The following is a 25,920-nucleotide window of genomic DNA, read 5'->3' on the forward strand; positions in this document are numbered from 1 at the left end:
AAAGAAAAGATTTACAGGAGGTGCCCGAATGTATCCAACATTAGAAAAGGTAAAAGAAATTGCAGCCAGTGGACAGTATCGCAGAGTTCCCGTATGTAAAGAGTTATATGCGGATCGATATACACCCGTAGAAGTGATGCGGGTTTTGCGGAAAGCAAGTAAACATTGTTATCTGTTAGAGAGTGCCAGCCAGACGGAGGTATGGGGAAGATTTTCTTTTCTCGGTTATGAGCCGGCGATGGAGATCACCTGTACGGATGGTCTTCTGAACATCCGAAAAACCGGGGAAGATGCGGTTGTGACAAAGAAAGTAGAACATCCGGGCGATACTCTGCGGGAGATCATTCAGGAATATAAAACACCGGTGATGGAAGAATTTCCACCATTTACCGGCGGGCTGGTAGGGTACTTTTCCTATGACTATATCAAATACAGCGAACAGAAATTAAAACTCGAAGATAAAGAGCAGCAGGATTTCAGGGATATGGATCTGATGTTGTTCGATCAGGTGATTGCCTTTGATCATTACCGTCAGAAAGTGTTGCTGATCGCCGGAGTGATGACCGATGATCTGGAAGCGTCTTATCAGAAGGCAGAAGGAAAACTGGAAGAGATGGCACAGCTTCTGAAAACCGGACCGCATATGGAATTCGAAAAACTGAAGCTGGAGTCCGATATCCGGCCACAGTTCCCGGAAGCGGAATATTGTGAGATGGTGGAGAAAGCCAAACATTACATCCGTGAGGGTGATATTTTCCAGGTGGTATTATCGAATCCGATGCGGGCGAAAGTGACAGGAAATCTTTTCGATACCTACCGGGTGCTGAGGGCGACAAACCCATCTCCGTATATGTTCTATTTTTCCAGCGACGATATTGAGATTGCGGGAGCATCTCCGGAGACTCTGGTAAAACTGGAAGCCGGGAATCTGAGTACTTTCCCGTTGGCCGGAACCAGACCGAGAGGAAAGACAAGGGAAGAAGACAGGGAACTGGAAGCCGGACTTTTAAAAGATGAAAAAGAACGGGCAGAACACAACATGCTGGTGGATCTGGGAAGAAATGATATCGGAAAGATCAGTAAGATTGGCAGTGTGAAAGTGGAAAAATACATGTGTGTGGAACATTTTTCACATGTCATGCATCTTGGTTCTACGGTAGTCGGAGATCTGCGAGAGGATAAAGATGCGGTGGATGCCGTTGATGCGATCCTGCCGGCTGGAACACTCTCCGGAGCACCGAAGTTCCGGGCCTGTCAGATCATCGAAGAACTGGAACACAGCAAACGTGGTATCTACGGTGGGGCGATCGGTTATCTGGATTTTACAGGAAATCTGGATACCTGTATCGCGATCCGCCTGGTTTATAAAAAGAAAGGTGAAATCTGTATTCGTTCCGGTGCCGGTATCGTGGCGGACAGCGTACCGGAGAAAGAATTTGAAGAATGCTGCAACAAGGCACGGGCCGTGGTTCAGGCAATTGCACAGGCACAGGAGGGATTGGAATGATAGTACTGATTGATAATTACGACAGTTTTTCTTATAACTTATATCAGCTGATCGGTTCCGTGGAGCCGGATATCAAAGTCGTGCGAAACGATGCATATACGGTGGAAGAGATCGAGGCGATGAAACCGGAAGCCATCATCCTTTCTCCGGGACCCGGAAAACCGTCCGATGCAGGAATCTGTATTGAGGCGATCCGGTATTTTGCCGGAAAGGTTCCGGTCTTTGGTGTGTGTCTGGGACATCAGGCAATCTGCGAAGCATTTGGTGGAACGGTGTCCTATGCGAAAGAACTGATGCACGGAAAACAGAAAGAGATTCATCAGATCGGTGAAAATCAGCTGTTTCAGGGGTTGCCGGAGACATTTCCGGCAGCGCGGTATCACTCACTGGCAGCATTAAAGGAAGAACTGCCGGAAGAACTGAAAGTGACTGCGGAGTCGGAAGACGGAGAAGTGATGGCGGTAGAACACACAAAATATCCGATCTACGGTGTACAGTTTCACCCGGAATCGGTGATGACACCGGATGGCAAGATTATGATAGAGAACTTTATGGATGTAGTCAGAGGAGGAAGAGAACAATGATCAAAGAAGCAATTATCAAAGTGGCAAAAAAAGAAGATCTGACATATGAAGAATCAAAAGCTGTTATGAATGAGATCATGGATGGAGAAACTTCTCAGGTACAGACGGCGGCATATCTGACAGCCTTAGCTATGAAGGGTGAAACCATTGATGAGATCACAGGATCTGCCGAAGGTATGCGTTCCCATGCCCTGCAGTTAAAACATGATATGGATGTCCTGGAGATTGTCGGTACCGGTGGGGACGGTTCCAATTCTTTTAATATTTCCACAACCGCTTCTCTGGTCATCGCAGCAGGTGGTGTTCCGGTAGCAAAACATGGAAACCGTGCGGCATCTTCCAAATCAGGAGCAGCGGATGTACTGGAAGCCCTGGGTGTAAAGATCACGCTGACACCGGAACAGAGTGAAAAAATACTGGAAAAGATCGGGATCTGTTTCCTGTTTGCACAGACTTATCACACCGCGATGAAATATGTGGCACCGGTCAGAAAAGAACTGGGTATCCGCACAGTGTTTAACATTCTCGGCCCGCTAACGAACCCGGCAAATGCAAACATGCAGATCATGGGCGTCTACAGTGAAGAGCTGGTAGAGCCGATGGCACAGGTTCTGGTGAAACTGGGCGTGAAAAAGGGTATGGTTGTGTATGGTACGGACAGCCTGGATGAGATCTCGATGAGTGCACCGACTGCTGTGTGTGAGATCTGTGATGGTAAATTAGCTCCTTATGAGATAGTTCCGGAACAGTTCGGTTACAAAAAATGCGAGAAAGACGAGTTAAAAGGTGACACTCCGCAGGAAAATGCGACCATCACCCGAGCAATCCTCGATGGCAGTGAACAGGGGGCGAAACGACAGGCCGTGTGCATGAACGCCGGAGCCGCTCTGTATGTGGCAGGAAAAGCAGGGACACTGGAAGAAGGTGTACGTCTGGCAGAGCAACTGATCGACAGCGGTGCAGCACTGAAGAAACTGGAAACATTCATTCGGGAGAGTAATGAAGCATGAATATATTAGAAGAAATTGCAGGAAAGACAAGAGAGCGGATTGACCAGGAAAAAGGTAAGGTATCTGTTGCAGAATTAAAGGAAAGGATCCGGGACCGGGAACAGAATCCGGCGATTCTTCCGACACTGTCTTTTTATCAGGCATTGAAAAAAGAAGGGATGTCCTATATCTGTGAGGTGAAGAAAGCATCTCCGTCAAAAGGACTGATCGCACCGGATTTTCCGTATGTGGAGATCGCGAAGGAATATGAGGCAGCAGGAGCATCGGCGATTTCCTGTCTGACAGAACCGTTTTATTTTCAGGGATCCGACCGGTATCTGGAAGAGATCACAGCGGCAGTGAATATTCCGGTACTCCGGAAAGATTTTACAGTAGATGAGTATATGATCTATCAGGCGAAAGCCTTTGGGGCATCAGCAGTACTTCTGATCTGTGCGATCCTTGATGATGTACAGCTGAGAGAGTACCGGCAGCTGGCAGAAAGTCTGGGGCTGGATGCGCTGGTGGAAGCACATGATGAGCGGGAAGTAGAGCGGGCATTGGAAGCCGGAGCGAAGATCGTAGGAGTCAATAACCGGGATCTTCGGACATTCCGGGTGGATATGAATAACAGCATCCGGCTGCGGAATCTGGCACCGGAGGAAGTGGTCTTTGTATCAGAAAGCGGAATCAGGACGAGTGCAGATATCAACCTGTTATATGATAACCGGGTGGATGCCGTGCTGATCGGAGAAACGCTGATGCGAAGCCCGGATAAAAAGGCGATGCTTGAGACGCTGAACGGAAAACCACTTTCCCGGTAAATGAGAGAGCGGATGCGGGTAAGGAAGGGAAATCCTTATAACGCGTATCGGGGTAAAAAGCAGCAGGAGAGATTAAGCATGAGCAGAATAAAAATATGCGGTCTGCGGCGGCCGGAGGATATCGCGGCGGTTAATGAGGCAAGGCCGGATTATTGTGGATTTATTGTGGAATATCCCAAAAGCAGACGGAGTATCGACCGGGCAACATTACGGGAACTGGTACGGGGACTGCGGGAGGAAATTGTTCCGGTAGGTGTATTTGTCAATGCACCGAAAGAGCTGGTGGCAGAGCTTCTCGAGGAGGGAACGATACAGATAGCACAGCTTCACGGACAGGAACCGAAGGAATATATACAGGAATTAAAGGTACTGACAGAAAAACCGCTGATTCAGGCATTTTCCATAAAGTCGAAGGAAGATGTGGAGCGGGCCCGGGAGAGTGTGGCGGATTATATTTTACTGGATCAGGGAAGCGGCGGAACGGGAAAAGTGTTTGACTGGTCTCTGGTGGGTGAAGTCGGACGACCGTATTTTCTGGCCGGAGGTCTCGATGTGGAAAATCTGCGGGAAGCGATCGGGCTGCTTCATCCATGGGCGGTGGATCTGAGCAGCAGTCTGGAGATTGATGGAATAAAAAATGCCGGACGGATCTGTCAGGCAGTGGAAATAGTAAGAATGGAGGAAACAAAAGATGTCAAAAGGTAGATTTGGAGTACATGGCGGACAGTATATTCCGGAGACGCTGATGAATGCGGTTCTGGAACTGGAGGAAGCCTACAATCATTATAAAAATGACCCGGAGTTCAACCGGGAACTGGCGGAGCTTCTGAATGAATATGCGGGAAGACCGTCCAGGCTGTACTATGCGGCTCATATGACAGAGGATCTCGGCGGGGCAAAAGTGTATCTGAAGAGAGAAGATCTGAACCATACCGGTGCACATAAGATTAATAACGTGCTGGGGCAGGTACTGCTGGCAAAGAAAATGGGAAAAACCCGTGTGATCGCAGAGACAGGAGCCGGTCAGCATGGGGTGGCGACAGCTACCGCAGCTGCCATGATGGGTATGGAATGTGAAGTATTTATGGGAAAAGAGGATACGGAGCGTCAGGCGCTGAACGTGTATCGGATGCGCCTTCTGGGAGCAAAAGTTCATGCGGTTACTTCCGGAACTGCCACGTTAAAAGATGCGGTTTCCGAGACCATGAGAGAGTGGACCAACCGGATCGCGGACACGCATTATGTACTGGGTTCTGCGATGGGACCGCATCCGTTCCCGACGATTGTCAGAGATTTTCAGGCGGTAATCTCCAAGGAGATCAAGGAGCAGATCCTGGAGAAAGAGGGACGGCTTCCGGATGCTGTTCTGGCGTGTGTCGGCGGCGGATCGAATGCGATCGGAACCTTTTATAATTTTATCGAAGATGACGGTGTACGTCTGATCGGCTGTGAGGCAGCAGGACGGGGTATCAATACGGCAGAAACTGCAGCAACGATCGCTACCGGAAAGCTGGGTATCTTCCATGGAATGAAATCTTATTTCTGCCAGGATGAATATGGTCAGATCGCACCGGTATATTCGATCTCAGCCGGACTGGATTATCCGGGTGTGGGACCGGAGCATGCCCATCTGTATGACACCGGACGTGCGGAATATGTGCCGGTCACGGATGATGAGGCAGTAGATGCCTTTGAATATTTGTCTAAGGTGGAAGGTATTATCCCGGCGATCGAGAGTGCCCATGCAGTTGCATATGCGAAGAAGCTGGTGCCGACGATGGGAAAGGATCAGATTGTAGTAATTACCATCTCCGGAAGGGGAGATAAAGACTGTGCAGCGATTGCCCGCTACAGAGGGGAGGATATCCATGAATAAGAGAATTACAGAGAGTTTTACAAAAGGGAAAGCATTTATTCCGTTTATTACCTGCGGGGATCCGTCACTGGAGGTGACAGAGCAGCTTGTATATGCCATGGAGGAAGCAGGGGCAGATCTGATCGAACTGGGAATCCCGTTTTCTGACCCGACCGCAGAGGGTCCGGTGATTCAGGCGGCAAATATCCGTGCGCTGTCCGGTGGCGTTACGACGGACAAGGTGTTTGCGATGGTTGAGAAGATTCGGAAGAATTCGAGTATTCCGATGGTGTTTATGACATATGCAAATGTAGTGTTTTCTTATGGAACAGAGCGTTTTGTGAAAAAGGCAGCAGAAGTTGGCATGGACGGACTGATCTTACCGGATGTACCGTTTGAAGAAAAAGAGGAGTTTGACGGAGTCTGCAAGGAGTACGGACTGGATCTGATTTCTCTGATCGCACCGACTTCGCATGAGAGAATCTCCATGATCGCGAAGGAAGCGCAGGGATTTGTGTACTGTGTTTCTTCTCTGGGGGTTACGGGTATGCGCTCTCAGATCACGACGGATATCGGAGCAATGGTGGATCTGGTGAAGAAGGCGAAGGATATTCCCTGTGCGGTTGGGTTTGGTATCTCGAATCCGGAGCAGGCGAAGAAGATGGCCGGGCAGTCGGATGGGGTAATTGTCGGATCGGCGATCGTGAAGCTTTGCGGACAGTATGGGGTGGAGTGTATTCCTTATGTGAAGGAGTATGTGAAAGCTATGAAGGATGCTGTCAGGGAGGCTTAGAGCGTGTCTGAAAAATCATTTCCGCAATCTGCAAGCCCCACTTTGCGGTATATTTTACCCTCATTCGGTTGCCGTAGCCCGCTACGCCGCCCTCATTCGGATAAAATCTCCCACAAACTGGGACTCGCAGTTCACGAAAAGCCTTTTTCAAACACGTTCTAGGTTTTCTTGTAGTTTTCTCTTACGCCGGACGAAATGGAGCGCCTGCCCGTAAGCTGCAGACAACCGCTGGTAACGCAAATCTGAGGTAATCGGTAACTGCATCTAAGACTCTCGCGAGAGCGCTCGAGCCTAAGATTCCGTAAACGATGGATCTCATCTTTGCTAAGGGCACCAGCAAAAGGCTGTCTGCAGCTTACTTCGATTGAGGTTGTTGAGTCATTTCAGTTTACTTATGTCGAATAGAAATTTAACAGTGGAAGGAGCAGGTCTTGGGGTGGGGCAACATGGGCAGGGGAACTTTAAGCTAGCCGCTAACTTCGGCTAGCTTAAAGTTCCCCTGCCCATGTTGCCCCACCCCAGGATCTGCTCCTTCCGCGTCCGGGTTTCAAGACACTACAACATACATAATCCTACACATCCAACTGAGACATAGAGATACACCAGAGGGGGAAGAATATTCGATATTTGAATTTACACATGTAAAATGTAAACTTAAAACCAAAATAAGTTGACAATCGATACTTTTATGTGTTAAAGTGATATCCGTACGAAAAATGAAAGGGCATTTTGCCCATGACAAATGAAAGGATATGTTATGAATTCCGAATTTTATGAAAAAGAGGTACCTGTTCTTTCCAGGGAGGATGCGATCGCTATTTTGAACACGCCGGATGAGGAGCTGGATACGCTGATCGATCGCGCGAAGAGTTTGCGATATCGATATAAGGGGGATCGTGTAAGTATTCATATTCTTACCAACGCTCGCAGCGGCAACTGTTCGCAGGATTGTGCTTATTGTGCACAGTCATGTCGTTCTACCGCAGATATTGATAAGTATAAATGGGTAGATGAAGATAAGCTGTATCAGGATAATGATTTTGTAAATGAGTATCATTTATCCAGACATTGTATTGGTCTGAGTGGGATGAAGTTTACAGATAAAGAGATCGAGGAACTTGCCCGCCGGATCAGGAGGATGAAAGAACATGGAACGCATCTTTGCTGTTCTATCGGGTTTCTGACAGAAAAGCAGGCAAGAATGCTCAAAGAAGCCGGTCTGGATCGGATCAATCACAATCTGAACAGCAGCCGGTCTTATTATCATAATATCTGCAGCACACACACGTTTGAGCAACGTGTACAGAATATCCGCATGCTTCAGGGAATCGGATTTGAGATCTGCAGTGGCGGGATCATTGGAATGGGCGAAAGTAAAGAGGATGTCGTTGATATGCTTCTTGAACTGCGGGAGATTCAGCCGGAGGCTCTGCCGATCAATTTCCTTCTGCCGATCAAAGGAACTCCGCTTGGAGATGCTGATATCTCCGGGCTGACAACCGAATACTGCATGAAAGTTCTCTGTCTTGCAAGACTTCTGGTGCCGAAAGCAGATATTCGCTGCGCGGCCGGAAGAGAAGTCTATTTTAAAGGGGAAGAAAAGAAACTGCTCAGTGTGGTTGACTCAATCTTTGCCTCAGGTTACCTGACAGAAGGCGGTCAGGGAATTGAAGATACCCTCAAAACGATCACGGATGCCGGATTTATTTATGAGATTGAATCCGCATAACGGACAAATTTTAGAAGGAGAATTTTTAACATGAACCAGACACAAAGCAGTACGTTACCTCGCAGCAAAACCTATGAAATCACCATAACCGCACTGATGACAGCAGTCACCTGTATTCTTGCTCCAATGTCCATCCCCATCGGACCGGTTCCGATTTCCTTTACTAACCTGGCAATCTATCTGTCCCTGTATCTTCTCGGATGGAAAAGAGGAACCATCAGTTATCTGATCTATCTTCTGATCGGACTCGTTGGGCTCCCGGTATTTTCCGGCTTCACTGGCGGTCCGGCAAAACTGGCAGGGCCTACAGGCGGATATATCATCGGATTTATCGTAATGGCAATTATTGCCGGACTGGTCATCGACAACTGCCGCAAACCATGGCTTCAGCTTATCGGTATGATCGTCGGAACCATCGTATGTTACCTTTTCGGAACCATATGGTTCTGCGTGGTCGCAGGTTATACTTTCCAGGCAGCCCTCGCAGTCTGCGTCATCCCGTTTATTCCGGCCGACCTGGTAAAAATGATTATCGCGATGCTCATCGGACCGATGATAAAGAAAAGAATACGGTAATCGCGGCAGTCGCCAAGGTCCTGTGCAAGCATGGACTTTGACTCTGTTGCCCGCATAAATAAAAATGCTCCTGATCAATCATCAGGAGCATTTTTATTGCACTGCATATCAATAATTAGTTCGGTGGACCAATTTTGATTTACGCATTCAATTGTTCAATCGCAGCAACCGTTCTCTCATATTCTTTCGCAACCGCGTTCATCATATTGTCATCTTCCGGCAGGTTGCCTGCGCGGAGAACTTCGGTGAGAGTGGCGGTGGCTTCATAGAGCGGGGTGAATCCAAGGTTCTGTGCGACGCCTTTTAAGGTGTGGGCGGCACGGAACGCTTCTTCTACATTTTTTTCTTCCAGAGTGCTCTGGAGCTGGGAAAAGCTGGGGTCACCAGGAAATTTCAGGACGAATTTGGTGATCAGTCTTTCGCTGCGAAGGCGTCCGAAGACTTCCTCATAATCAGCTCCCATAGCCTGATAACATTCATTAATATTCATACTTGTAATTCCTTTCTGCATGTGATGGAGACAGAAACAGCGGGTCTCTGTCTGCAATACGAAAAAATGTCATAAGTAATTATATTATATGAGTATATCCAAATGAAAACAAGAATTTTAGAAAAATGTAAGAAAAATGTAATGGTTACTGTGATGCTTTTTGTAATGTTTTTAATTCCTACAGGCGAAATACTTTCGTTGCGATAAAGAAGTAAATCATAATGGAACTCGCATCGACGATGGTAGTGATCAGCGGAGATGCCATCAGTGCCGGGTCCAGACCGATTTTTTTGGCGAACATCGGGAGGATGCAGCCGAGCAGTTTGGCGGAAATAACGGTTGCGACCAGGGACAGGGCGATGACGATTGCCATACCTGCCTGCTGATAGGTCAGATAGATCCGCAGTCCGTTGGCGACAGCGAGGACAACACCCACGATCAGGGAAACACGGAATTCTTTCCAGATGACACGGAAAAAGTCATGGAAGGTTACCTGGTTCAGGGCGATTCCGCGGATGATCAGGGTGGAACTCTGAGAACCACAGTTTCCGCCGGTGTCCATCAGCATCGGGATGAAGGATACCAGAAGAGGGATTGCCGCGAAAGCGTTTTCATAACGGGTGATAATACTTCCGGTGATGATAGAAGAAAACATCAGTACCAGAAGCCATGGGATTCTGCGTTTTGCGTGTTCCCAGGCGGATACTTCAAAGTAAGTTTTTTCACTGGGAGATACGGCCGCCATCTTGGTGATATCCTCGGTTGCCTCTTCGACCATGACATCCATGGCGTCATCGAATGTTACGATGCCGACTAGCAGACCGTCATTGTCAAGAACCGGAAGTGCCAGCAGATCGTATTTGCGAAGCTGGTGAGCCACCTCCTCTTTGTCGGTCAGGGTAGACACAGAGATGATTTCTGTCTCCATGATATCTTCAATCAGGACATCATCATCCGTAGTCAGCAGATCTTTTGCAGAAACGATGCCAAGCAGTTTCCGCTGCTGGATCACATAACAGGTATAGATGGTTTCTTTGTGAATACCGGTTTCCTTGATATGTGCGAGTGCCTGACCTACCGTCAGATGCGGTTTCAGATCCACGTATTCGGTTGTCATGATACTTCCGGCACTGTCCTCCGGATAATTTAACAGTTTGTTGATGGTTTCCCGTTCCTTCGGGCCGCTGGCATCAAGAATCCGGGTAACCAGATTGGCTGGAAGTTCTTCTAACAGATCCACGGTGTCATCCATGTACAGATCGTCCAGGATTTCTTTCAGTTCTTTTTCTGAGAGGACTTCTACCAGGACAGACTGCAGGGAACTTTCCATGTTGGCAAATACGTCTGCCGCCTTTTCTTTGGGAATCAGACGGAAGGCGAGAGCCAGTTCTTTATCATCAAATTCTCCAAGCAGTGAGGCAATGTCCACTGCGTTCATTACGTCCAGAACGTCTTTTACCGATTTGTAACGGCGTTCCTGGAGCAGTTTTACAAAAATATCTTTGTTCATCATAAACGTACCTCCGATATGCAATTATTGGTATATGATCGTCGCATTCCGCGTGATAACTGGCACCAGCGTCCATTTCCTCACCACCTTTCATTCTTTAAAAATCAGCATAAAAAAATTCCTTCAAAGCCTGAGCAATGAAAGAATCTGCAAAATACATCACGAAAAAATCCTGACCATCGTTCAAGCTTTAGTATCACAGGGCATATATCAATTGCATTAGGTTATGCCTTCACGACATGACCTGCTGACCAGCGCGCCGTGTCTCCACAGCCTTGCGGCAGCAATCTCAGGAAAATCCAAATCCCTGTGGTAACCTCACCTACCGAAATATCTTTATTTGTCGTGACTATCATATAGCAAACAGAAAGTAATGTCAATCGCTTTTTTACAATTGAAAGCACCTGTCAAAGTCGATATAATGATAGCAGCGATGTGCCCGGTACAAAGGGGAAGAAAAGAGTCACTGACAGAACGGGTACAGGGGAAGGAGAAGACAGATGACAGCAGCAGAAAAAATAAAAGAAATGGGGATCGTACCGGTCGTGGTACTGGAGGATGCGATGGATGCAAAACCGCTGGCGAAAGCTCTTTGCGAGGGCGGGCTTCCGTGCGCGGAGGTGACATTCCGAACGGCGGCAGCGAAGGAATCCATTCGTATCATGCTGGAGGAATATCCGGAGATGTTCGTGGGTGCGGGAACTGTTCTGATGACAAGACAGGTAGACGAAGCCATCGAAGCAGGAGCAAAATTTATCGTAAGCCCGGGATTGGATCCGGAGATCGTGGATTACTGTATCGAAAAACAGATCCCGGTATTTCCTGGCTGCGTGACGGCATCGGAGCTGGCGCAGGCGGTAAAACGGGGACTGGAAGTGGTCAAATTCTTCCCGGCAGAGACTTCCGGCGGGCTGGCAGCGATCAAAGCACTGGCAGCTCCATATGTGGGAATGAAATTTATGCCGACCGGTGGTATCAATCTGAAAAATGTCCGTTCTTATCTGGAAAGTGATGTGATTCTTGCCTGTGGCGGCAGCTGGATGGTGAAAAAAGACCTGATCCAGAGCGGGCAGTTTGATGCGATCCGCCAGATGACAGCGGATGCGGTGGCACTGGTCAGAGAAGTACGAGGCAGTCAGGAGAAATAAATATGAAAAAAACATTATTATTTGGAGAACCGATGGCTCTGTTACTGGCAGACACACCTGGTGCGTTGGAGGGCGTGGAGCATTTTACAAGAAGAATGTCCGGGGCGGAGGTCAATGTGGCGATCGGGCTTACCCGGCTTGGTTTTCCGGCAGAATATCTGACACGGCTTGGGGATGATCCGTTTGGGCATTATATTGAACAGGCGTTAAAAGACAATGGGATCGGAACGAATCTTCTGACGTATGATCCGGTTTATCGAACCGGGATTCAACTGAAAGAATATGTGGAAGACGGACATGATCCGGCGGCACCGTATTATCGAAAAGGATCGGCGGCATCGCATCTGTCTATAAGAGAAATCGATGCGCTGGATCTTGGTGAGATCGGGCTGGTGCATGTGACGGGGATCCCGCCGGCGCTTTCAAAAGAAGCGAGAGAGGCGACGTATCGCCTGATGGAGCGGGCGCGTAAGGCGCAGATTCCGGTGACTTTTGATCCGAATCTCCGTCCGGCACTGTGGGAAAATGATGAGATGATGAGAAAGGTTCTGAACGATCTGGCAAATTACGCAGATGTGGTACTGCCGGGAATCGGGGAATGTGAGATCCTTGCGGGTACAACAGATAAGGAAAAAGCGGCTGATTTTTATCATCAGAAAGGTGCGGCTCTTGTTGTAATCAAAGATGGAAAAAATGGTGCTTATGTATCCGAAAAGAAAGAAAACGGGGAGATCACCCGGGATATGATCCCGGGGTATCCGGTAAAAAAAGTGGTGGATACCGTAGGCGCGGGAGACGGATTTGCCGTCGGTGTACTGAGCGGACTGCTGAAAGGTCTTCCGGTGAGCGAATGTGCGAAACGGGGCAATGCGATCGGCTCGATCCAGGTACAGCACCGTGGCGATAACGAAGGGCTGCCGACAGAAGAAATCCTGCAAACATATATGGTAGGAAAAATACAGAAATAAAGAAAACAGGAAACGAAAAAAATGAATACATTTTGGATTTTAATGGAACAGATCGAGCTGTTTATCGTCTATCTTGTCATCGGTATGATAATGGTGCGGACCGGTGTGCTGAGTGATAAGGGACTCGACTGGATCGCCCGAGTCGTGATGAAACTTTCGCTGCCGACGATGATCTTTGTCAATGTAGTCAGCCAGGTAGACCGGGTGGCACTGGTAAAATCGCTGTCTATCATCGGACTGGCGGTGACAGCCTCGATTCTCTTATTTGGACTGGGCGTTGCGTTGACAAAACTGTTTCATGTAGAAGGTGACCGGTCGCAGATCTACCGGGCGATGACGATGTTTGGCAATGTGGGATTTATGGGAATCCCGATCATTACCAGCATTTTCCCGGAACGGGGCATGCTGTATGTATCCGTATTTACCATCGTGGATCAGCTGGCGATGTGGACGGTAGGAGTGAAACTGACCTCCCCGAGTGGAAAAGGAAAGTTTGATCCGAAAAAGCTGATCAATCCGGCGACAGTTGCCATCGCGCTGGCAGTCCTTTTCGTACTGACCGGGCTGAAACTTCTGGGTGTCTTCCAGACGGGATTCCAGAATATCGGGGCGACGGCGACACCGCTTGCGATGATCTATCTTGGCGGAGTGTTTGCCTGTATGGATATCCGAAAATATGTAAAACAGATCGAATTATATGGAATTGTCATCTGTAAAATGCTGATTTTTCCGGTACTGTTTTACTTTGTCCTGGGCTTCATCCCGGTATCGGAAGAAATCCGTATGACCATGTCCCTGATCACCGCGATGCCGACCATGTCCTCCGTAGTCATGCTCGCTAATTCCTCCGGTTCTGACGGAGAATATTCACTGGGAGGGGTGATGCTGACCACCCTTTGCGGGATCGTGACACTGCCGGTTGTGTGCAGAGGGCTTTTGTGGATTGCAGGAAGCTGAGAGATGCACCACTGTCTGTCGGGAATATCCGGACAGGCAGTGGTGCATGCTATCTATAGGCAGAATCTATGGTAAGATATACGAAACAAGTATTTGCCATATCTGACAAAATGGAATACAATAATTCTATATAAGCCTGTCAGAATAACGAAATATATGGCAGCAGAATGGGAGAAGAGAATTATGGGAGATGGAAAAGAAATGAAAGAGATTCATCAGAAGTTCCTGACCGGCGAGCGTGCGCTGTTTCAGGGGAAGGATCTGAAAATTTATGATACTATTTTTGACGACGGAGAGTCTCCGTTAAAAGAGAGCAGAAATATTGAATTATACGGAAGCATGTTCAAGTGGAAATATCCGCTGTGGTATGCGAAAGATATCAAGGCAGAGAACTGTACCTGGTTTGAGATGGCACGCGCGGGTGTGTGGTATACGGACCGGATCGAAGTGACCAACGCAGTGATCGAAGCACCGAAGAATTTCCGCCGGTGTAACGGACTGAAACTGACCAATGTAACTTTCCCGAATGCGGCAGAGACGCTGTGGAGCTGTCAGAATGTGGAACTGGATCATGTGGATGCAAAGGGCGATTATTTCGGTATGAACTGCCAGGATCTGGTGCTGAAAAACTTCCGTCTGGTGGGAAATTATTCCTTTGACGGTGTAAAAAATATGGAAGTACACAACGCAACGATGCTGTCCAAGGATGCATTCTGGAACAGTGAAAATGTAACGGTGTACGATTCCTTTATCTCCGGAGAATATCTGGGATGGAATGCGAAGAATCTGACACTGGTAAACTGTACGATCGAGAGTCTGCAGGGCATGTGTTATATTGACAATCTGGTGATGAAAAACTGTAAGCTGATCAATACGACACTGGCATTTGAATACTCTTCTGTAGATGCCAAGATCCACGGAACCATCGACAGCGTGCTGAATCCGTCGAGCGGTGTGATCCGTGCGGATGAGATCAAAGAACTGACGGTGGAAAAAGATAAGGTAGATCCGTCAAAGACGAAGATTTTTGTACAGGGAAAAGAAGTCGAGGCATAGGACAGACTGCAAAAAACAGAGAGGAAGATACAGCATGAGCAACTATGATTTTGATCAGATCACAGACCGGAGAAATACCGGATCTCTGAAATGGGATGTGGCAGAAGGTGAACTGCCGATGTGGGTGGCAGATATGGATTTTCAGACGGCCCCGGCTGTACGGGAGGCAATTGAAAAGCGGGCCGCACACGGTGTGTTCGGCTACACGGATGTGGAAGAAGACTGGTATCAGGCCTACATGGACTGGTGGGAGAGACGCCATCAGTTTTCCATCAAAAAAGAATGGCTGACCTTCTGTACCGGTGTTGTACCGGCGATCTCAAGTACGGTCCGCAAGCTGACCACACCGGGAGAAAATGTGCTGATCCAAACACCGGTGTATAATATTTTCTTTAATTCCATCGTCAACAACGGAAGAAATGTTGTGGAATGCCCGCTGGCATATGACGGGGAACAGTATGAGATGGATTTTGAGGCGCTGGAGGAAAAATTATCGGATCCGCAGACTTCACTGATGATCCTGTGTAATCCGCACAACCCGGTGGGAAGAATCTGGGAGCGGGAGACACTGGCACGGGTGGGAGAACTGTGTGAAAAATATCATGTAACCGTTCTGTCGGACGAGATCCACTGTGATATCACCCGACCTGGCACCGGATACCTTCCGTTTGCGGCGGCTTCCGAGACGTGTAAAAATATCAGTGTGACCTGTATCGCACCGACGAAGGCATTTAACATTGCAGGCATCCAGACAGCAGCCGTGATGATCCCGAACGAGGCACTGCACCATAAAGTGTGGCGTGCACTGAATACGGATGAGGTGGCAGAACCGAATGTATTTGCCATCGGTGCGGCGATCGCGGCATTTACCAAAGGGGAAGACTGGCTGGAAGAACTCCGTGCATATCTTTTCGAAAACCGTGCATACATGACCGACTATATCCGAAAAGAGATTCCGCAGTTGAAAGTGACAGAGGCAGATGCGACCTACCTTCTGTGGGTGGACTGCAGTGCGCTCGGATGCAGCGCGAAAGAACTTGCCGATGCGATCCGCAAAACGACAGGTCTTTATGTGTCGGAAGGCGCGCAGTACGGAAAAACCGGCGAACAGTTTTTACGCATCAACCTGGCATGCCAGAGAAGCCGGATCGCGGATGGCTGTGAACGGCTGAAACGGGGCGTGGAAGCGTATCGGAATCAGAAATAACAATACAGCAGATGGCTGTGAGAAATGAGAAAACTATGGAGAAAAAACGAATACCGGTGCGTCCGCATCACGGGATGTGTCTGGCGTATTTTATAGGAAAAGGATACAGCGAAGGATTTTCCGCACATATGGAGACAATGTTACACATTCTGGAACAGGATGTGTCGATCCGGCTGGTGGTTTCGCTGGACGAAATCTGCAGCGCGTGTCCGAATCGTCAGGTGACGGTGGAAGCGTCCGGAGCAGAAAAAGAAATCTGTGAGGCACAGGAGAAAGTGTACCGGTACGACCATGGCGTGCTGGATGCCTGCGGACTTGCAGAGGGAGAAGAACTGAATTTCCTGGAGTTTACACGGAAAGTCCAGGAAAAAGTGATCGATACAGGGCTGCGGGCGAAGATCTGCGGGGACTGTCAGTGGAACAGTATCTGCAGTGAGAAAACGAGCAGATGGACAACAAATAAAGATTGAAAAATTCCCCGGGGAAAACATGACTTCCCGGGGATTTTTATATACAATTTTCCCCCGGATAAATTGACAAAAAGTTGTGGAAAATCTATACTGAAGTCAGAGAATTACAAATATTTGTGACAGAAAGGGGGAGAAAAAATGAAGGTGAAAATCGCCCAGATCCAGGCGCATGTTTATGAAGAAAAAGGCGAAAATCTGAAAGAACTGGAGCGGAACCTGGAACGCATAAAGGACGAGAAAATCGACCTGGTAACGCTTGGGGAGATGTTTAACTGTCCGTATCAGACGCCCTGTTTTCCGGTCTATGCAGAAGCGGAACGGGGAGAAACCTGGCAGAAGTTAAGTGCACTTGCAAAAAAATATCAGATCTATCTGTCTGCCGGAAGCGTACCGGAAAAGGACGAAGAAGGGCATGTATACAATACCGCCTATGTCTTTGACCGCCAGGGCAGACAGATTGCCAAACACCGGAAAGTGCATCTGTTTGATATCGCCGTGAAGGGCGGACAGTGCTATCAGGAGTCTGCGACACTGACGGCAGGAGATCAGATCACCGTATTTGATACCGAGTTTGGAAAAATGGGAATCTGTATCTGTTTTGACTGTCGTTTCCCGGAGATTGTACGGCTGATGACCTTACAGGGGGCAAAGGTGATCTTAGTGCCCGCGGCATTTAACATGACGACCGGACCGGCGCACTGGGAGCTGATGTTCCGGGGAAGAGCGGTGGATAACCAGTGTTATATGATCGGAACTTCCGATGCCAGAGACGAACAGGCAGGATATATTTCCTGGGGACATTCTCTGGTCGTGTCACCCTGGGGGGATGTGGTGGCACAGATGGATGAAAAACCGGGCATTCAGGTCACGGAACTTGATCTCGACCGCGTGGAAGCGATCCGGGAACAGTTACCGCTACTGTCCGCGCGAAGAACGGATCTGTATGAACTGAAAGAAAAATAAAAGGTTTGTTAACATGAATTTTACGGGAAGATAATATAGAATTAAAGTAAATTTGATATTGTGTTCCTGTAAGTGTGACAATTGGACAAAGGTAAAAGAAAGTAAAGGGATAAGCAATGAACGAGACCATCTATATGAACCGGGAACTGTCCTGGTTAAAGTTTAATGAACGTGTACTGGAAGAAGCGGAGAACCCGAAGGTTCCGCTGTGTGAGCGACTGTCATTTGCATCGATCTACCAGAGTAATCTGGACGAATTTTTCATGGTGCGTGTGGGATCGCTGATCGATCAGATGCTGGTGGCAAAAGATTCCAGAGAAAATAAGACGCACATGACACCGAAGGAGCAGATCCAGGCAATCCTGCCGCAGGTGGAGATCCTGAACAGACGAAAAGACGAAGTCTATGGAAAGATCATGAAAAAGATCGAGGATTATGGTGTAAAGCTGGTGGATTTCAGTAAGATTTCCGAAGAAGAGAGTAAATTTCTGGAAGCGTATTTTGATGTGGAAATCTCCGGTCTGATCTCTCCGACGATCGTGGGAAAACGACAGCCATTTCCATTTTTAAAGAATAAAGAAATCTATGCGGTTGTGATTCTGACAACAAAGAGCGGAAAAGAACGACTGGGAATCATCCCGTGCGGAAGCGGTGTTTTTGACCGGCTGATCCGCCTGCCGGGTGGCAATACCTACATGCTGTCCGAAGAATTGATTCTTCACTATATCCCGAAAGTCTTCAAAGGATATCAGGTAAAAGAAAAATCCCTGCTTCGCGTGACCAGAAATGCAGATATCGATGCCGATGCATTGTATGACGAGGATCTGGACTACCGGGAATTTATGGCGGAACTGATCAAGAGAAGAAAGAAACTTTCCCCAGTGCGCATCGAACTTTCCAGAAAACTCAGCGAAGAGAGTGTCAAGATGCTCTGTGGTTATCTGACAACGAAACCACAGTATGTGTTCCGCAGCCAGTCTCCGCTGGATCTGTCCTTTGTCTTCCAGATCGAGGATGCACTCCGCAAGATCCCGGAACTGTTCTATGCGAGAAGAACGCCGAGAAAATCCCCGGCATTTACCGGTGACCGGCCGATCCTTGACCAGATCAAAGAAAAGGACAAACTGCTTTCCTATCCGTATGAGAGCATCAACCCGTTCTTAAATATGCTTCACCAGGCAGCCAACGATAAAGATGTTGTTTCGATTAAGATGACACTGTACCGTGTGGCAAAACAGAGTAAAGTCGTGGAAGCCCTGATCGAAGCCGCAGAGAACGGAAAAGAAGTGCTGGTACTGGTGGAACTGAAAGCCCGTTTTGACGAGGAAAATAATATCGGATGGTCCCGCCTTTTGGAGGATGCGGGCTGCCGCGTGATCTACGGTCTGGATGGTTACAAAGTACATTCCAAACTCTGCCTGATCACCAAGAAAACCGATGAACAGATCGAATATTATACCCAGATCGGTACCGGAAACTACAACGAGAAGACCTCCCGTCTGTACACCGACCTGTCTCTGATGACGTATAACGTGGATATCGGTCTGGAGGCAGCGAATGTCTTCCAGGCACTGGCGATGGGAGAGACGATCAAACGGGTCGATCATCTGCTGGTGGCACCGAAGTGTCTGCAAAATAAAGTGCTGGATATGATCGATGAAGAGATCAGGCATGCCGAGGCAGGTGAACCGGCATACATCGGACTGAAGATGAACTCTCTGACCGATAAGAAGATCATGGAAAAACTGGTGGAGGCATCCTGCGCCGGCGTGAAGATCGATATGGTAGTTCGTGGTATCTGCTGTCTGATTCCGCAGGTACCGGGAAAAACAGAAAATATCCGTGTGAGAAGTATCGTAGGCCGTTTCCTCGAACACTCCAGAATCTATATCTTCGGAAGTGAGGGAAGAGAAAAAATCTATATTGCCTCTGCCGACTTCATGACCAGAAATACTCTGCGTCGTGTGGAGGTGGCAGCACCGGTTTACGATGAAGAGATCAAAGCCCGCCTTCTGCGGATGTTCCATATCATGTTACAGGATAACCAGCAGGCGCGTCAGGAAGACGGAGAAGGGATCTACCGGATTCTGCCGACCGATGAAGAACCGCTGGATTCTCAGGAGTATTTCTATGCCGAGGCATATGAGATTGCAGAAAATCTCTGAAGAGTGCCCCTTCAGTATGTCCCGTTTGTCAGAATCGGACACAGACATACCGTAAGGAAGCGGTACGGCTGGAAAAAACACAGAAAAAGAAAAAAGTAAATGAGAAAAAATCCCGTTTAAGCCTATTGAAAATCCCAGAAAGTTGCGCTACACTTATCACAGTTAGTAAAAGCTAACCATCATGTGAATAAGTCGTGGGAAGATCCTTTCTGCTCCTGCGGAATGAGAGCAGAGGATCGTCCATGGGAAAGGGTCAGGGATAAGATGAAACATTTGACAATTGAAAAAGTAAGCGGACGTGAAATTATTGACTCCAGAGGCAATCCTACTGTAGAAGCAGAGGTTTATCTTTCGGACGGTACCATGGGAAGAGGCACCGCACCCAGCGGCGCATCTACCGGAGAATTCGAAGCACTGGAGCTGAGAGACGGAGATAAAGAAAAATTCGGAGGCAAAGGTGTATCCAAAGCGGTTGTCAATGTAAACACAGTAATCAATGAAACATTAAAAGGTGTCAATGCGCTGGATATCTATGCGATAGATGCAGCTATGATCAAAGCAGACGGAACCAAAGATAAATCCAATCTGGGCGCAAACGCTATTCTGGCAGTATCGATCGCAGGTGCCAGAGCGGCAGCAAACGCACTGGATCTGCCACTGTATCGTTTCCTGGGCGGTGTAAACGGCAATCGCCTGCCACTGCCGATGATGAACATCTTGAATGGTGGTGCACATGCAGCCAACACGGTAGATGTACAGGAATTCATGATCATGCCTGCAGGCGCAGCAAGCTTCAAAGAAGGTCTGCGCTGGTGTACGGAAGTCTTCCACGCGCTGGCAGCTCTGTTAAAAGAGAAAGGTCTGGCTACTTCCGTAGGTGACGAAGGTGGATTCGCACCGGATCTTGGCAGCGATGAAGAAGCCATCGAGTGCATTCTTGAGGCGATTAAAAGAGCAGGCTATGAACCGGGCAAAGATTTCGTACTGGCTATGGATGCAGCATCCAGTGAGTGGAAAGGAAGCAAGAAGGGCGAATACGTTCTGCCAAAATGCGGAAAGAAATTTACATCGGAAGAACTGGTAGCACACTGGAAAGAACTGTGCAGCAAATATCCGATCTACTCCATTGAAGACGGTCTGGATGAGGAAGACTGGGAAGGATGGCAGATGATGACCAAAGAGCTGGGAGATACGGTACAGCTGGTTGGCGATGATCTGTTCGTAACCAACACCGAACGCCTTGCAAAAGGAATCGGCCTTGGCTGTGCAAACTCCATCCTGATCAAACTGAACCAGATCGGTTCTGTATCCGAGACACTGGAAGCTATCAAGATGGCACACAAAGCAGGATATACCGCCATTTCCTCTCACCGTTCCGGTGAAACCGAAGACACCACGATCGCAGATCTTGCAGTAGCACTGAACACCTGTCAGATCAAGACCGGTGCACCAAGCCGAAGCGAACGTGTGGCAAAATACAACCAGCTGTTAAGAATCGAGGAAGAACTCGGTGAAGCAGCAGTATTTCCGGGAAAAGAAGCATTTGGCATCAAAAAATAAAGGCAGAAAAATGCTGTCGGATCATTAGAGGTGGGTGCATCGATTTTTGTAAAAATCGATGCACCCTTTTCTACGTCAAAAAAGGCTTTTCTGTAAATGAAAAATGTTTCATGCGGATGTGTCAGAACACGTTCTTTGTTCTGTTGAACTACGGAAGTGATTGTAAAGAAAAAAAGAAACTGATACAATAAAAGCGTATGTTGCTGAAAAGATAAAAAAGATGGAAATCAGGAGGAAGAATGTGAAGAAAAAACAAAAGGTGCTTTGGAAATTGTTTTTGTCCACGTTATATCTGAGTGCCTTTACTTTTGGAGGCGGGTATGTGATCGTTACGCTGATGAAGGATAAGTTCGTGGATAAGTACCATTGGATCGAAGAAAATGAGATGTTGGATCTGATTGCTATTGCACAGTCGGCACCTGGGGCGATCGCGGTAAATGGAGCAATTGTGGTTGGCTATAAACTGGCCGGTCTTGCAGGGGTACTGACAGCAATTTTCGGAACAGTTCTGCCACCTTTTCTTATCATCTCTGCGATCTCTGTTTTTTATCAGATGTTTCGGGATAATTTCATCATCCGTGAGCTTCTGGACGGGATGCAGGCTGGCGTGGGAGCAGTGATCGCTTCCGTGGTATGGGATATGGCAGCGGGGATCACGAAGAAAAAAGAGTGGACATCGATTGTGATCATGGTAGCCGCTTTTATCGCTTCTTATGCGATGGAAGTTCCGGTGGTGTATATCGTGCTGATCTGTATTGCGATGGGAGTGAGCCGCACGGTACTGTCAGGAAGGGGGAAACGGAAGAAATGATTTATCTTCAGTTATTTTTCAGTTTTCTTCAGATCGGCATGTTCAGCTTCGGAGGCGGTTATGCCGCGATGCCGTTAATTCAGGAACAGGTGGTGAGCCGTCACGGATGGCTGGACATGGGAGAATTCACCAATCTGATCACCATTTCCCAGATGACACCGGGTCCCATCGCGATCAATTCCGCAACCTTTGTCGGAACCAAGATCGCCGGAATCCCGGGAGCAGTGGTTTCCACAGTGGGATGTATTCTGCCTTCATGCATTTTGGTAACGTTACTTGCCTGGCTGTACCTGAAATATCAGAAAATGGATCTGTTGCAGAGCGTCTTACAGTCTCTGCGACCGGCTGTCGTGGCGATGATCGCGTCTGCGGGCGTATCAATTCTGGTATCTGCCTTCTGGAACGGGGCGGATGTCATCGCACTGGCGGACACCCGCTGGACGATGGTGGGAATCTTTGTGATCTGCCTGATCCTTCTTCGGAAAACAAAATGGAACCCGGTACTTGTGATGGCACTGGCAGGAGTGCTGAAGCTGCTGACGGCGATTGCGGGGATCGGATAAAAGGATTTTCTTTTCCTGAAAATTGCGGTATACTGGAACACAGAAAACATAAAGGAGAACATCTATGGAATTTTGGATAGGTATTATTTTGGATACGATCTGCCTTGCCATTGCCCTTTTCATGGCGATCAACCCAAAAGGATTTGCAAGAGGCATGAAGTATCAGTCGGTACGACAGACAAAAATCTTCCGGATCGTGGGAATCATCGCAGTGATCATTCTGGTTATATCCCTGACGAGCCGGGTTCTGACACTGGTATAAGAAGATGAAGAGAGTAATTGTATATTTAAAAAGAGAAACCGTGCTTTGTATCGCGGTTTTTCTTGCTGTTATTTCCATGTTTTTTGTCAGACCGGACCGAGCTTATGCAGAATATATTGACACCAGAGTACTGGCTTTATTGTTTTGTCTGATGACGATCATGGAGGGATTTAAGAAGACTGGGTTATTTGAACAGATGGCGAATACACTGCTGAAAAAGGTACACACTTTCCGGCAGTTGATGCTGGTTCTGGTGGGACTTTGTTTTTTCTGCTCTATGTGGATTACCAATGATGTGGCACTTCTGACTTTTGTGCCGTTTACGATTCTGGTGCTGCGTATGGCAAAACTGGATCAGCGGATGATTCCGGTGATTACCATGGAGACGATAGCTGCCAATCTTGGAAGTATGGCAACTCCGGTGGGTAATCCGCAGAATCTGTATTTGTATTCCGTCTCCGGAATGTCTGCTCTGTCCTTTGTAAAGGTCATGGGACCTTTGTCACTGGTATCTTTGCTTCTTCTGATCGGGGGCTGTCTGTTACAGAAGAATGAAAGTATGCAGATAGAACAGATCAGGAGAAAAACCAAAAAGAACAAAACAGCTGAAAATCTGATTTTGCTCTTCCTTTTTTTCGTAAGTCTGGCAACGGTTTTACATGTGCTGTCCTGGCCAGTGCTTCTGGGAATTACACTTCTGATTTGTCTGTTCCTTTTCGGAAGTGGAAAAGAAGAATTTTTACCGCTGAGAGTAGATTATAGTCTGCTTCTTACTTTTGTTGCATTTTTTGTATTTATCGGAAATATGGGGCGGATTCCAATCGTAAAAGAACTCCTGATAAAAGTGCTGGAAGGACATGAACTTATTCTTGGTTTTGTTGCCAGCCAGGTCATCAGCAATGTTCCGGCGGCTATTTTACTTTCCGGTTTTACTACAGACTATCCTATGCTTCTCCGGGGAGTGAATATTGGAGGTCTGGGAACCCTGATCGCTTCCCTGGCAAGTCTGATCTCTTATAAATTTTATGTACAGGAAAGTGAAAAGAATGAAACAGCTGGTACAAAAGGGCAATATTTTCGGTATTTTACGGTATGGAATATAGTCTTTGCAATTGTGCTGTTGGCAGTGAACGTTATAGTATAACGTATAAGGAAAGTATGATTGAAGAATATAGAAAATAGGAAACAAAATAAAAGGCGCAGAATCGCATTTTCCACCCTTATTTGTGAAAAGAAGAAATACAAAGGAGAACCGTCATCGAAACATATTATTATAACCACATGAACAAAACGCAGCAGTCTGCCTACCATAATATCCTTCAGGGATTTCAGAACATGGCAGATGAGATCTTACTTCCACGTCTGGAGCAGGAAGAACTCTACAATGTGTTTTTTCAGCTCCGTCTGGATCACCCAGAGATCTTCTGGGCGACGGGATTTCGCTACAAATATTATCAGGATTCCCCGAATCTGATCTTTGTGCCGGAATATCTGTTTGAGAAAAATAAAGTAAAAGAACACCAGCGCGCCATGCAGGCGAGAGTAGAAAAGCTGGTGCGTCCGGTAAAGGATAAGTCCGAGTGGGAAAAAGAAAAATTTGTCCACGACTTTATATGCGAGAATGTCCGGTATGATAAATTAAAGAAAGCCTATTCCCATGAGATCATCGGACCGCTGGGACAGGGTGTGGGTGTTTGCGAGGGGATTGCCAAGGCAGTAAAAGTTTTGTGCGATGCACTGGGGCTCTGGTGTATGATCGTTATCTGCGGCAACAACCCGGAAAAAGGGATCAAATACCGCCACACCTGGAATATCGTAAAACTGGGTGGCAAATATTATCACATGGATGTCACCTTTGACAATTCCCTGAGTCACAATGGCATCCGTTACGACTACTTCAATCTGGATGACAAAAATATCTTCCGGGATCACGAACCGCTGATCGCACCGGCTCCACACTGTACGGATGGGGATCACTTCTATTATAGGGAAAAGAAACTGTCCTTCACGAAGCAGGAGGATGTGTATAAGCGAGCATTACAGACTGCAAAAAAAGGTCGAGTGTTTACTTTTCACTGGCGTGGAGGATATCTCACCCGGGAGATCCTCGGAGAACTTCTGGAACTGATCCGGAAAGCCGGAAAAGAAAAACAGAAAAGTGCCCGTATCAGCCTGAACTGGCCACAGGCGGTCCTGTGTTTCGATTATGTGGAAGATCAGGGACAGCCGGAAACGGAAGTGACACTGGAAGAGGCGAATGAAGGGGAAATGGAATAAAAGACTGAAAAATCTGATATTTTGGTTATTCGCAAAAAAATAAAAAAACATGAAAATAACTGTTGACAAACCATGTATACAATGGTATTCTATCAGAGTTGCGTCTGAGAGATCTCACAGAGATCACAAAGCTGTCAAAAAGAAATAAAAAAAGTTCTTGACAACAGCCGGTTGGATGTGATAAGATATCAAAGTTGCTGCAAGAGAGAAACGAAAACAGCTTCAAAAAAGTTGAAAAAACTTCTTGACAAGCAGAAAACAACATGATATAATAGTAAAGCTGTTTGAGACAAACAGCAATGCGAAAAATGATCTTTGATAACTGAACAGTGAAACACATTCCTCGAAAGTTCTTTTTAAAATCATAAAAACGAACGATCGAAAGATCCTTAAAAACAGTAAAAGGGATAAATTAGCCAAGAGTTGATTTTGACCTGGAACAAACATTTATTTAGAGAGTTTGATCCTGGCTCAGGATGAACGCTGGCGGCGTGCTTAACACATGCAAGTCGAACGAAGCACTTGAAACGGATTCTTCGGATGAAGTTTCCTGTGACTGAGTGGCGGACGGGTGAGTAACGCGTGGGTAACCTGCCTCATACAGGGGGATAACAGTTAGAAATGGCTGCTAATACCGCATAAGCGCACAGCATCGC

26 protein-coding genes, 1 rRNA gene, 1 pseudogene and 1 riboswitch (1 of these 29 only partly in view) are annotated in these 25,920 nt (G+C 47.4%); of the genes and pseudogenes, 25 read left to right on the forward strand and 3 right to left on the reverse strand.

Annotation, left to right across the window (positions count from 1 at the left end; translation table 11 throughout):
* Window positions 1–28: 28 nt before the first annotated feature.
* From trpE to trpA, 7 genes are all read left to right on the forward strand, one after another.
* A complete protein-coding gene (gene trpE / locus ETP43_RS01365; RefSeq protein WP_129256870.1) occupies window positions 29–1,507 on the forward strand; it encodes an anthranilate synthase component I in 1,479 nt (492 codons plus the stop codon).
* Entirely contained in the window at window positions 1,504–2,091 is a 588-nt protein-coding gene (locus tag ETP43_RS01370) for an anthranilate synthase component II (protein WP_106492104.1), read from the forward strand. Before trpE ends, ETP43_RS01370 begins: the two co-directional genes overlap by 4 nt.
* The gene (trpD, locus tag ETP43_RS01375; RefSeq protein ID WP_129256871.1) at window positions 2,088–3,101 is read left to right on the forward strand and encodes an anthranilate phosphoribosyltransferase; all 1,014 of its coding nucleotides are present in this window, start codon (window positions 2,088–2,090) and stop codon (window positions 3,099–3,101) included. Before ETP43_RS01370 ends, trpD begins: the two co-directional genes overlap by 4 nt.
* Window positions 3,098–3,904 (forward strand): indole-3-glycerol phosphate synthase TrpC, encoded by an 807-nt coding sequence (gene trpC / locus ETP43_RS01380; protein WP_106492106.1) that lies wholly within the window; start codon window positions 3,098–3,100, stop codon window positions 3,902–3,904. Before trpD ends, trpC begins: the two co-directional genes overlap by 4 nt.
* A gap of 78 nt (window positions 3,905–3,982) precedes the next feature.
* The gene (locus tag ETP43_RS01385; RefSeq protein ID WP_129256872.1) at window positions 3,983–4,609 is read left to right on the forward strand and encodes a phosphoribosylanthranilate isomerase; all 627 of its coding nucleotides are present in this window, start codon (window positions 3,983–3,985) and stop codon (window positions 4,607–4,609) included.
* Window positions 4,596–5,780 (forward strand): tryptophan synthase subunit beta, encoded by a 1,185-nt coding sequence (gene trpB / locus ETP43_RS01390; protein WP_129256873.1) that lies wholly within the window; start codon window positions 4,596–4,598, stop codon window positions 5,778–5,780. The genes ETP43_RS01385 and trpB overlap by 14 nt, the downstream gene beginning before the upstream one ends.
* Entirely contained in the window at window positions 5,773–6,552 is a 780-nt protein-coding gene (gene trpA, locus ETP43_RS01395; protein ID WP_129256874.1) for a tryptophan synthase subunit alpha, read from the forward strand. The genes trpB and trpA overlap by 8 nt, the downstream gene beginning before the upstream one ends.
* Here trpA and ETP43_RS18170 read toward each other — a convergent pair.
* Entirely contained in the window at window positions 6,539–6,682 is a 144-nt protein-coding gene (locus ETP43_RS18170) for a DUF6783 domain-containing protein (protein ID WP_334295497.1), read from the reverse strand. The two genes, trpA and ETP43_RS18170, sit on opposite strands and share 14 nt — an antisense overlap.
* Between ETP43_RS18170 and ETP43_RS18175 the strand changes: the two are divergent.
* From ETP43_RS18175 to ETP43_RS01405, 3 genes and pseudogenes are all read left to right on the forward strand, one after another.
* Window positions 6,620–6,766 (forward strand): annotated as a pseudogene (locus tag ETP43_RS18175) (DUF6783 domain-containing protein); the annotation flags it as partial. The gene ETP43_RS18170 and the pseudogene ETP43_RS18175 overlap by 63 nt on opposite strands.
* 528 nt (window positions 6,767–7,294) lie before the next feature.
* Window positions 7,295–8,281, forward strand: coding sequence for a biotin synthase BioB (gene bioB / locus ETP43_RS01400; RefSeq protein WP_243114150.1), 987 nt, complete (start codon window positions 7,295–7,297; stop codon window positions 8,279–8,281).
* A gap of 30 nt (window positions 8,282–8,311) precedes the next feature.
* Complete coding sequence (locus tag ETP43_RS01405; RefSeq protein ID WP_022398679.1) at window positions 8,312–8,857, forward strand: biotin transporter BioY; 546 nt, start codon at window positions 8,312–8,314, stop codon at window positions 8,855–8,857.
* A 139-nt stretch (window positions 8,858–8,996) separates the two neighbouring features.
* Here the strand turns inward: ETP43_RS01405 and ETP43_RS01410 are convergent, their stop codons facing one another.
* Window positions 8,997–9,368 carry an Hpt domain-containing protein gene (locus ETP43_RS01410; RefSeq protein ID WP_243114151.1) on the reverse strand — a complete coding sequence of 124 codons (372 nt, stop codon included), beginning with the start codon at window positions 9,366–9,368 and terminating at the stop codon, window positions 8,997–8,999.
* Window positions 9,369–9,525: 157 nt separating this feature from the next.
* A complete protein-coding gene (gene mgtE, locus ETP43_RS01415) occupies window positions 9,526–10,857 on the reverse strand; it encodes a magnesium transporter (RefSeq protein ID WP_129259383.1) in 1,332 nt (443 codons plus the stop codon).
* 167 nt (window positions 10,858–11,024) lie between these two features.
* Window positions 11,025–11,194, reverse strand: a riboswitch (M-box (ykoK) riboswitch).
* A gap of 163 nt (window positions 11,195–11,357) precedes the next feature.
* Between mgtE and ETP43_RS01420 the strand changes: the two genes are divergently transcribed.
* The 15 genes from ETP43_RS01420 to ETP43_RS01490 all read left to right on the forward strand — a co-directional run.
* Window positions 11,358–12,005: a bifunctional 4-hydroxy-2-oxoglutarate aldolase/2-dehydro-3-deoxy-phosphogluconate aldolase gene (locus tag ETP43_RS01420; protein WP_129256875.1), complete on the forward strand. Its 648-nt coding sequence runs from the start codon at window positions 11,358–11,360 to the stop codon at window positions 12,003–12,005.
* A gap of 2 nt (window positions 12,006–12,007) precedes the next feature.
* Window positions 12,008–12,973 (forward strand): sugar kinase, encoded by a 966-nt coding sequence (locus ETP43_RS01425; RefSeq protein ID WP_129256876.1) that lies wholly within the window; start codon window positions 12,008–12,010, stop codon window positions 12,971–12,973.
* A gap of 21 nt (window positions 12,974–12,994) precedes the next feature.
* Window positions 12,995–13,930 (forward strand): AEC family transporter, encoded by a 936-nt coding sequence (locus ETP43_RS01430; protein ID WP_129256877.1) that lies wholly within the window; start codon window positions 12,995–12,997, stop codon window positions 13,928–13,930.
* 183 nt (window positions 13,931–14,113) lie between these two features.
* Window positions 14,114–14,986: a DUF3737 family protein gene (locus tag ETP43_RS01435; RefSeq protein WP_330546312.1), complete on the forward strand. Its 873-nt coding sequence runs from the start codon at window positions 14,114–14,116 to the stop codon at window positions 14,984–14,986.
* A 34-nt stretch (window positions 14,987–15,020) separates the two neighbouring features.
* Window positions 15,021–16,193, forward strand: coding sequence for a MalY/PatB family protein (locus ETP43_RS01440; protein ID WP_129256878.1), 1,173 nt, complete (start codon window positions 15,021–15,023; stop codon window positions 16,191–16,193).
* A 35-nt stretch (window positions 16,194–16,228) separates the two neighbouring features.
* Window positions 16,229–16,663, forward strand: coding sequence for a DUF1284 domain-containing protein (locus ETP43_RS01445; RefSeq protein WP_129256879.1), 435 nt, complete (start codon window positions 16,229–16,231; stop codon window positions 16,661–16,663).
* A 138-nt stretch (window positions 16,664–16,801) separates the two neighbouring features.
* Window positions 16,802–17,626, forward strand: coding sequence for a carbon-nitrogen hydrolase family protein (locus tag ETP43_RS01450; RefSeq protein ID WP_129256880.1), 825 nt, complete (start codon window positions 16,802–16,804; stop codon window positions 17,624–17,626).
* Between the two features lie 116 nt (window positions 17,627–17,742).
* Window positions 17,743–19,791, forward strand: a complete 2,049-nt coding sequence (ppk1, locus tag ETP43_RS01455; protein ID WP_129256881.1) for a polyphosphate kinase 1 — start codon at window positions 17,743–17,745, stop codon at window positions 19,789–19,791.
* A gap of 264 nt (window positions 19,792–20,055) precedes the next feature.
* Window positions 20,056–21,351 (forward strand): phosphopyruvate hydratase, encoded by a 1,296-nt coding sequence (gene eno, locus ETP43_RS01460; RefSeq protein WP_129256882.1) that lies wholly within the window; start codon window positions 20,056–20,058, stop codon window positions 21,349–21,351.
* Window positions 21,352–21,571: 220 nt separating this feature from the next.
* Window positions 21,572–22,162, forward strand: a complete 591-nt coding sequence (locus ETP43_RS01465) for a chromate transporter (protein ID WP_129256883.1) — start codon at window positions 21,572–21,574, stop codon at window positions 22,160–22,162.
* Entirely contained in the window at window positions 22,159–22,725 is a 567-nt protein-coding gene (locus ETP43_RS01470; RefSeq protein WP_118619770.1) for a chromate transporter, read from the forward strand. Before ETP43_RS01465 ends, ETP43_RS01470 begins: the two co-directional genes overlap by 4 nt.
* A gap of 64 nt (window positions 22,726–22,789) precedes the next feature.
* Entirely contained in the window at window positions 22,790–22,987 is a 198-nt protein-coding gene (locus ETP43_RS01475; RefSeq protein WP_022171276.1) for a hypothetical protein, read from the forward strand.
* 4 nt (window positions 22,988–22,991) lie between these two features.
* Entirely contained in the window at window positions 22,992–24,131 is a 1,140-nt protein-coding gene (locus tag ETP43_RS01480) for an SLC13 family permease (protein WP_129256884.1), read from the forward strand.
* Between the two features lie 113 nt (window positions 24,132–24,244).
* Complete coding sequence (locus ETP43_RS01485; RefSeq protein WP_118577063.1) at window positions 24,245–25,264, forward strand: transglutaminase domain-containing protein; 1,020 nt, start codon at window positions 24,245–24,247, stop codon at window positions 25,262–25,264.
* Between the two features lie 448 nt (window positions 25,265–25,712).
* Window positions 25,713–25,920 (forward strand): 16S ribosomal RNA (locus ETP43_RS01490) (it continues 1,326 nt past the right edge of the window).

Origin of the sequence: Blautia faecicola, assembly GCF_004123145.1 — a bacterium.
Lineage (GTDB): Bacteria > Bacillota > Clostridia > Lachnospirales > Lachnospiraceae > Oliverpabstia > Oliverpabstia faecicola.

What these genes read in the sequence shown, in the direction of transcription:
- trpE (WP_129256870.1), top strand. Translation starts at nt 29, where the DNA reads ATGTATCCAACATTAGAAAAGGTAAAAGAAATTGCAGCCAGTGGACAG.
- ETP43_RS01370 (WP_106492104.1), top strand. Translation starts at nt 1,504, where the DNA reads ATGATAGTACTGATTGATAATTACGACAGTTTTTCTTATAACTTATAT.
- trpD (WP_129256871.1), top strand. Translation starts at nt 2,088, where the DNA reads ATGATCAAAGAAGCAATTATCAAAGTGGCAAAAAAAGAAGATCTGACA.
- trpC (WP_106492106.1), top strand. Translation starts at nt 3,098, where the DNA reads ATGAATATATTAGAAGAAATTGCAGGAAAGACAAGAGAGCGGATTGAC.
- ETP43_RS01385 (WP_129256872.1), top strand. Translation starts at nt 3,983, where the DNA reads ATGAGCAGAATAAAAATATGCGGTCTGCGGCGGCCGGAGGATATCGCG.
- trpB (WP_129256873.1), top strand. Translation starts at nt 4,596, where the DNA reads ATGTCAAAAGGTAGATTTGGAGTACATGGCGGACAGTATATTCCGGAG.
- trpA (WP_129256874.1), top strand. Translation starts at nt 5,773, where the DNA reads ATGAATAAGAGAATTACAGAGAGTTTTACAAAAGGGAAAGCATTTATT.
- bioB (WP_243114150.1), top strand. Translation starts at nt 7,295, where the DNA reads ATGAAAGGATATGTTATGAATTCCGAATTTTATGAAAAAGAGGTACCT.
- ETP43_RS01405 (WP_022398679.1), top strand. Translation starts at nt 8,312, where the DNA reads ATGAACCAGACACAAAGCAGTACGTTACCTCGCAGCAAAACCTATGAA.
- ETP43_RS01410 (WP_243114151.1), bottom strand. Translation starts at nt 9,368, where the DNA reads ATGCAGAAAGGAATTACAAGTATGAATATTAATGAATGTTATCAGGCT.
- mgtE (WP_129259383.1), bottom strand. Translation starts at nt 10,857, where the DNA reads ATGAACAAAGATATTTTTGTAAAACTGCTCCAGGAACGCCGTTACAAA.
- ETP43_RS01420 (WP_129256875.1), top strand. Translation starts at nt 11,358, where the DNA reads ATGACAGCAGCAGAAAAAATAAAAGAAATGGGGATCGTACCGGTCGTG.
- ETP43_RS01425 (WP_129256876.1), top strand. Translation starts at nt 12,008, where the DNA reads ATGAAAAAAACATTATTATTTGGAGAACCGATGGCTCTGTTACTGGCA.
- ETP43_RS01430 (WP_129256877.1), top strand. Translation starts at nt 12,995, where the DNA reads ATGAATACATTTTGGATTTTAATGGAACAGATCGAGCTGTTTATCGTC.
- ETP43_RS01435 (WP_330546312.1), top strand. Translation starts at nt 14,114, where the DNA reads ATGGGAGATGGAAAAGAAATGAAAGAGATTCATCAGAAGTTCCTGACC.
- ETP43_RS01440 (WP_129256878.1), top strand. Translation starts at nt 15,021, where the DNA reads ATGAGCAACTATGATTTTGATCAGATCACAGACCGGAGAAATACCGGA.
- ETP43_RS01445 (WP_129256879.1), top strand. Translation starts at nt 16,229, where the DNA reads ATGGAGAAAAAACGAATACCGGTGCGTCCGCATCACGGGATGTGTCTG.
- ETP43_RS01450 (WP_129256880.1), top strand. Translation starts at nt 16,802, where the DNA reads ATGAAGGTGAAAATCGCCCAGATCCAGGCGCATGTTTATGAAGAAAAA.
- ppk1 (WP_129256881.1), top strand. Translation starts at nt 17,743, where the DNA reads ATGAACGAGACCATCTATATGAACCGGGAACTGTCCTGGTTAAAGTTT.
- eno (WP_129256882.1), top strand. Translation starts at nt 20,056, where the DNA reads ATGAAACATTTGACAATTGAAAAAGTAAGCGGACGTGAAATTATTGAC.
- ETP43_RS01465 (WP_129256883.1), top strand. Translation starts at nt 21,572, where the DNA reads ATGGAAATCAGGAGGAAGAATGTGAAGAAAAAACAAAAGGTGCTTTGG.
- ETP43_RS01470 (WP_118619770.1), top strand. Translation starts at nt 22,159, where the DNA reads ATGATTTATCTTCAGTTATTTTTCAGTTTTCTTCAGATCGGCATGTTC.
- ETP43_RS01475 (WP_022171276.1), top strand. Translation starts at nt 22,790, where the DNA reads ATGGAATTTTGGATAGGTATTATTTTGGATACGATCTGCCTTGCCATT.
- ETP43_RS01480 (WP_129256884.1), top strand. Translation starts at nt 22,992, where the DNA reads ATGAAGAGAGTAATTGTATATTTAAAAAGAGAAACCGTGCTTTGTATC.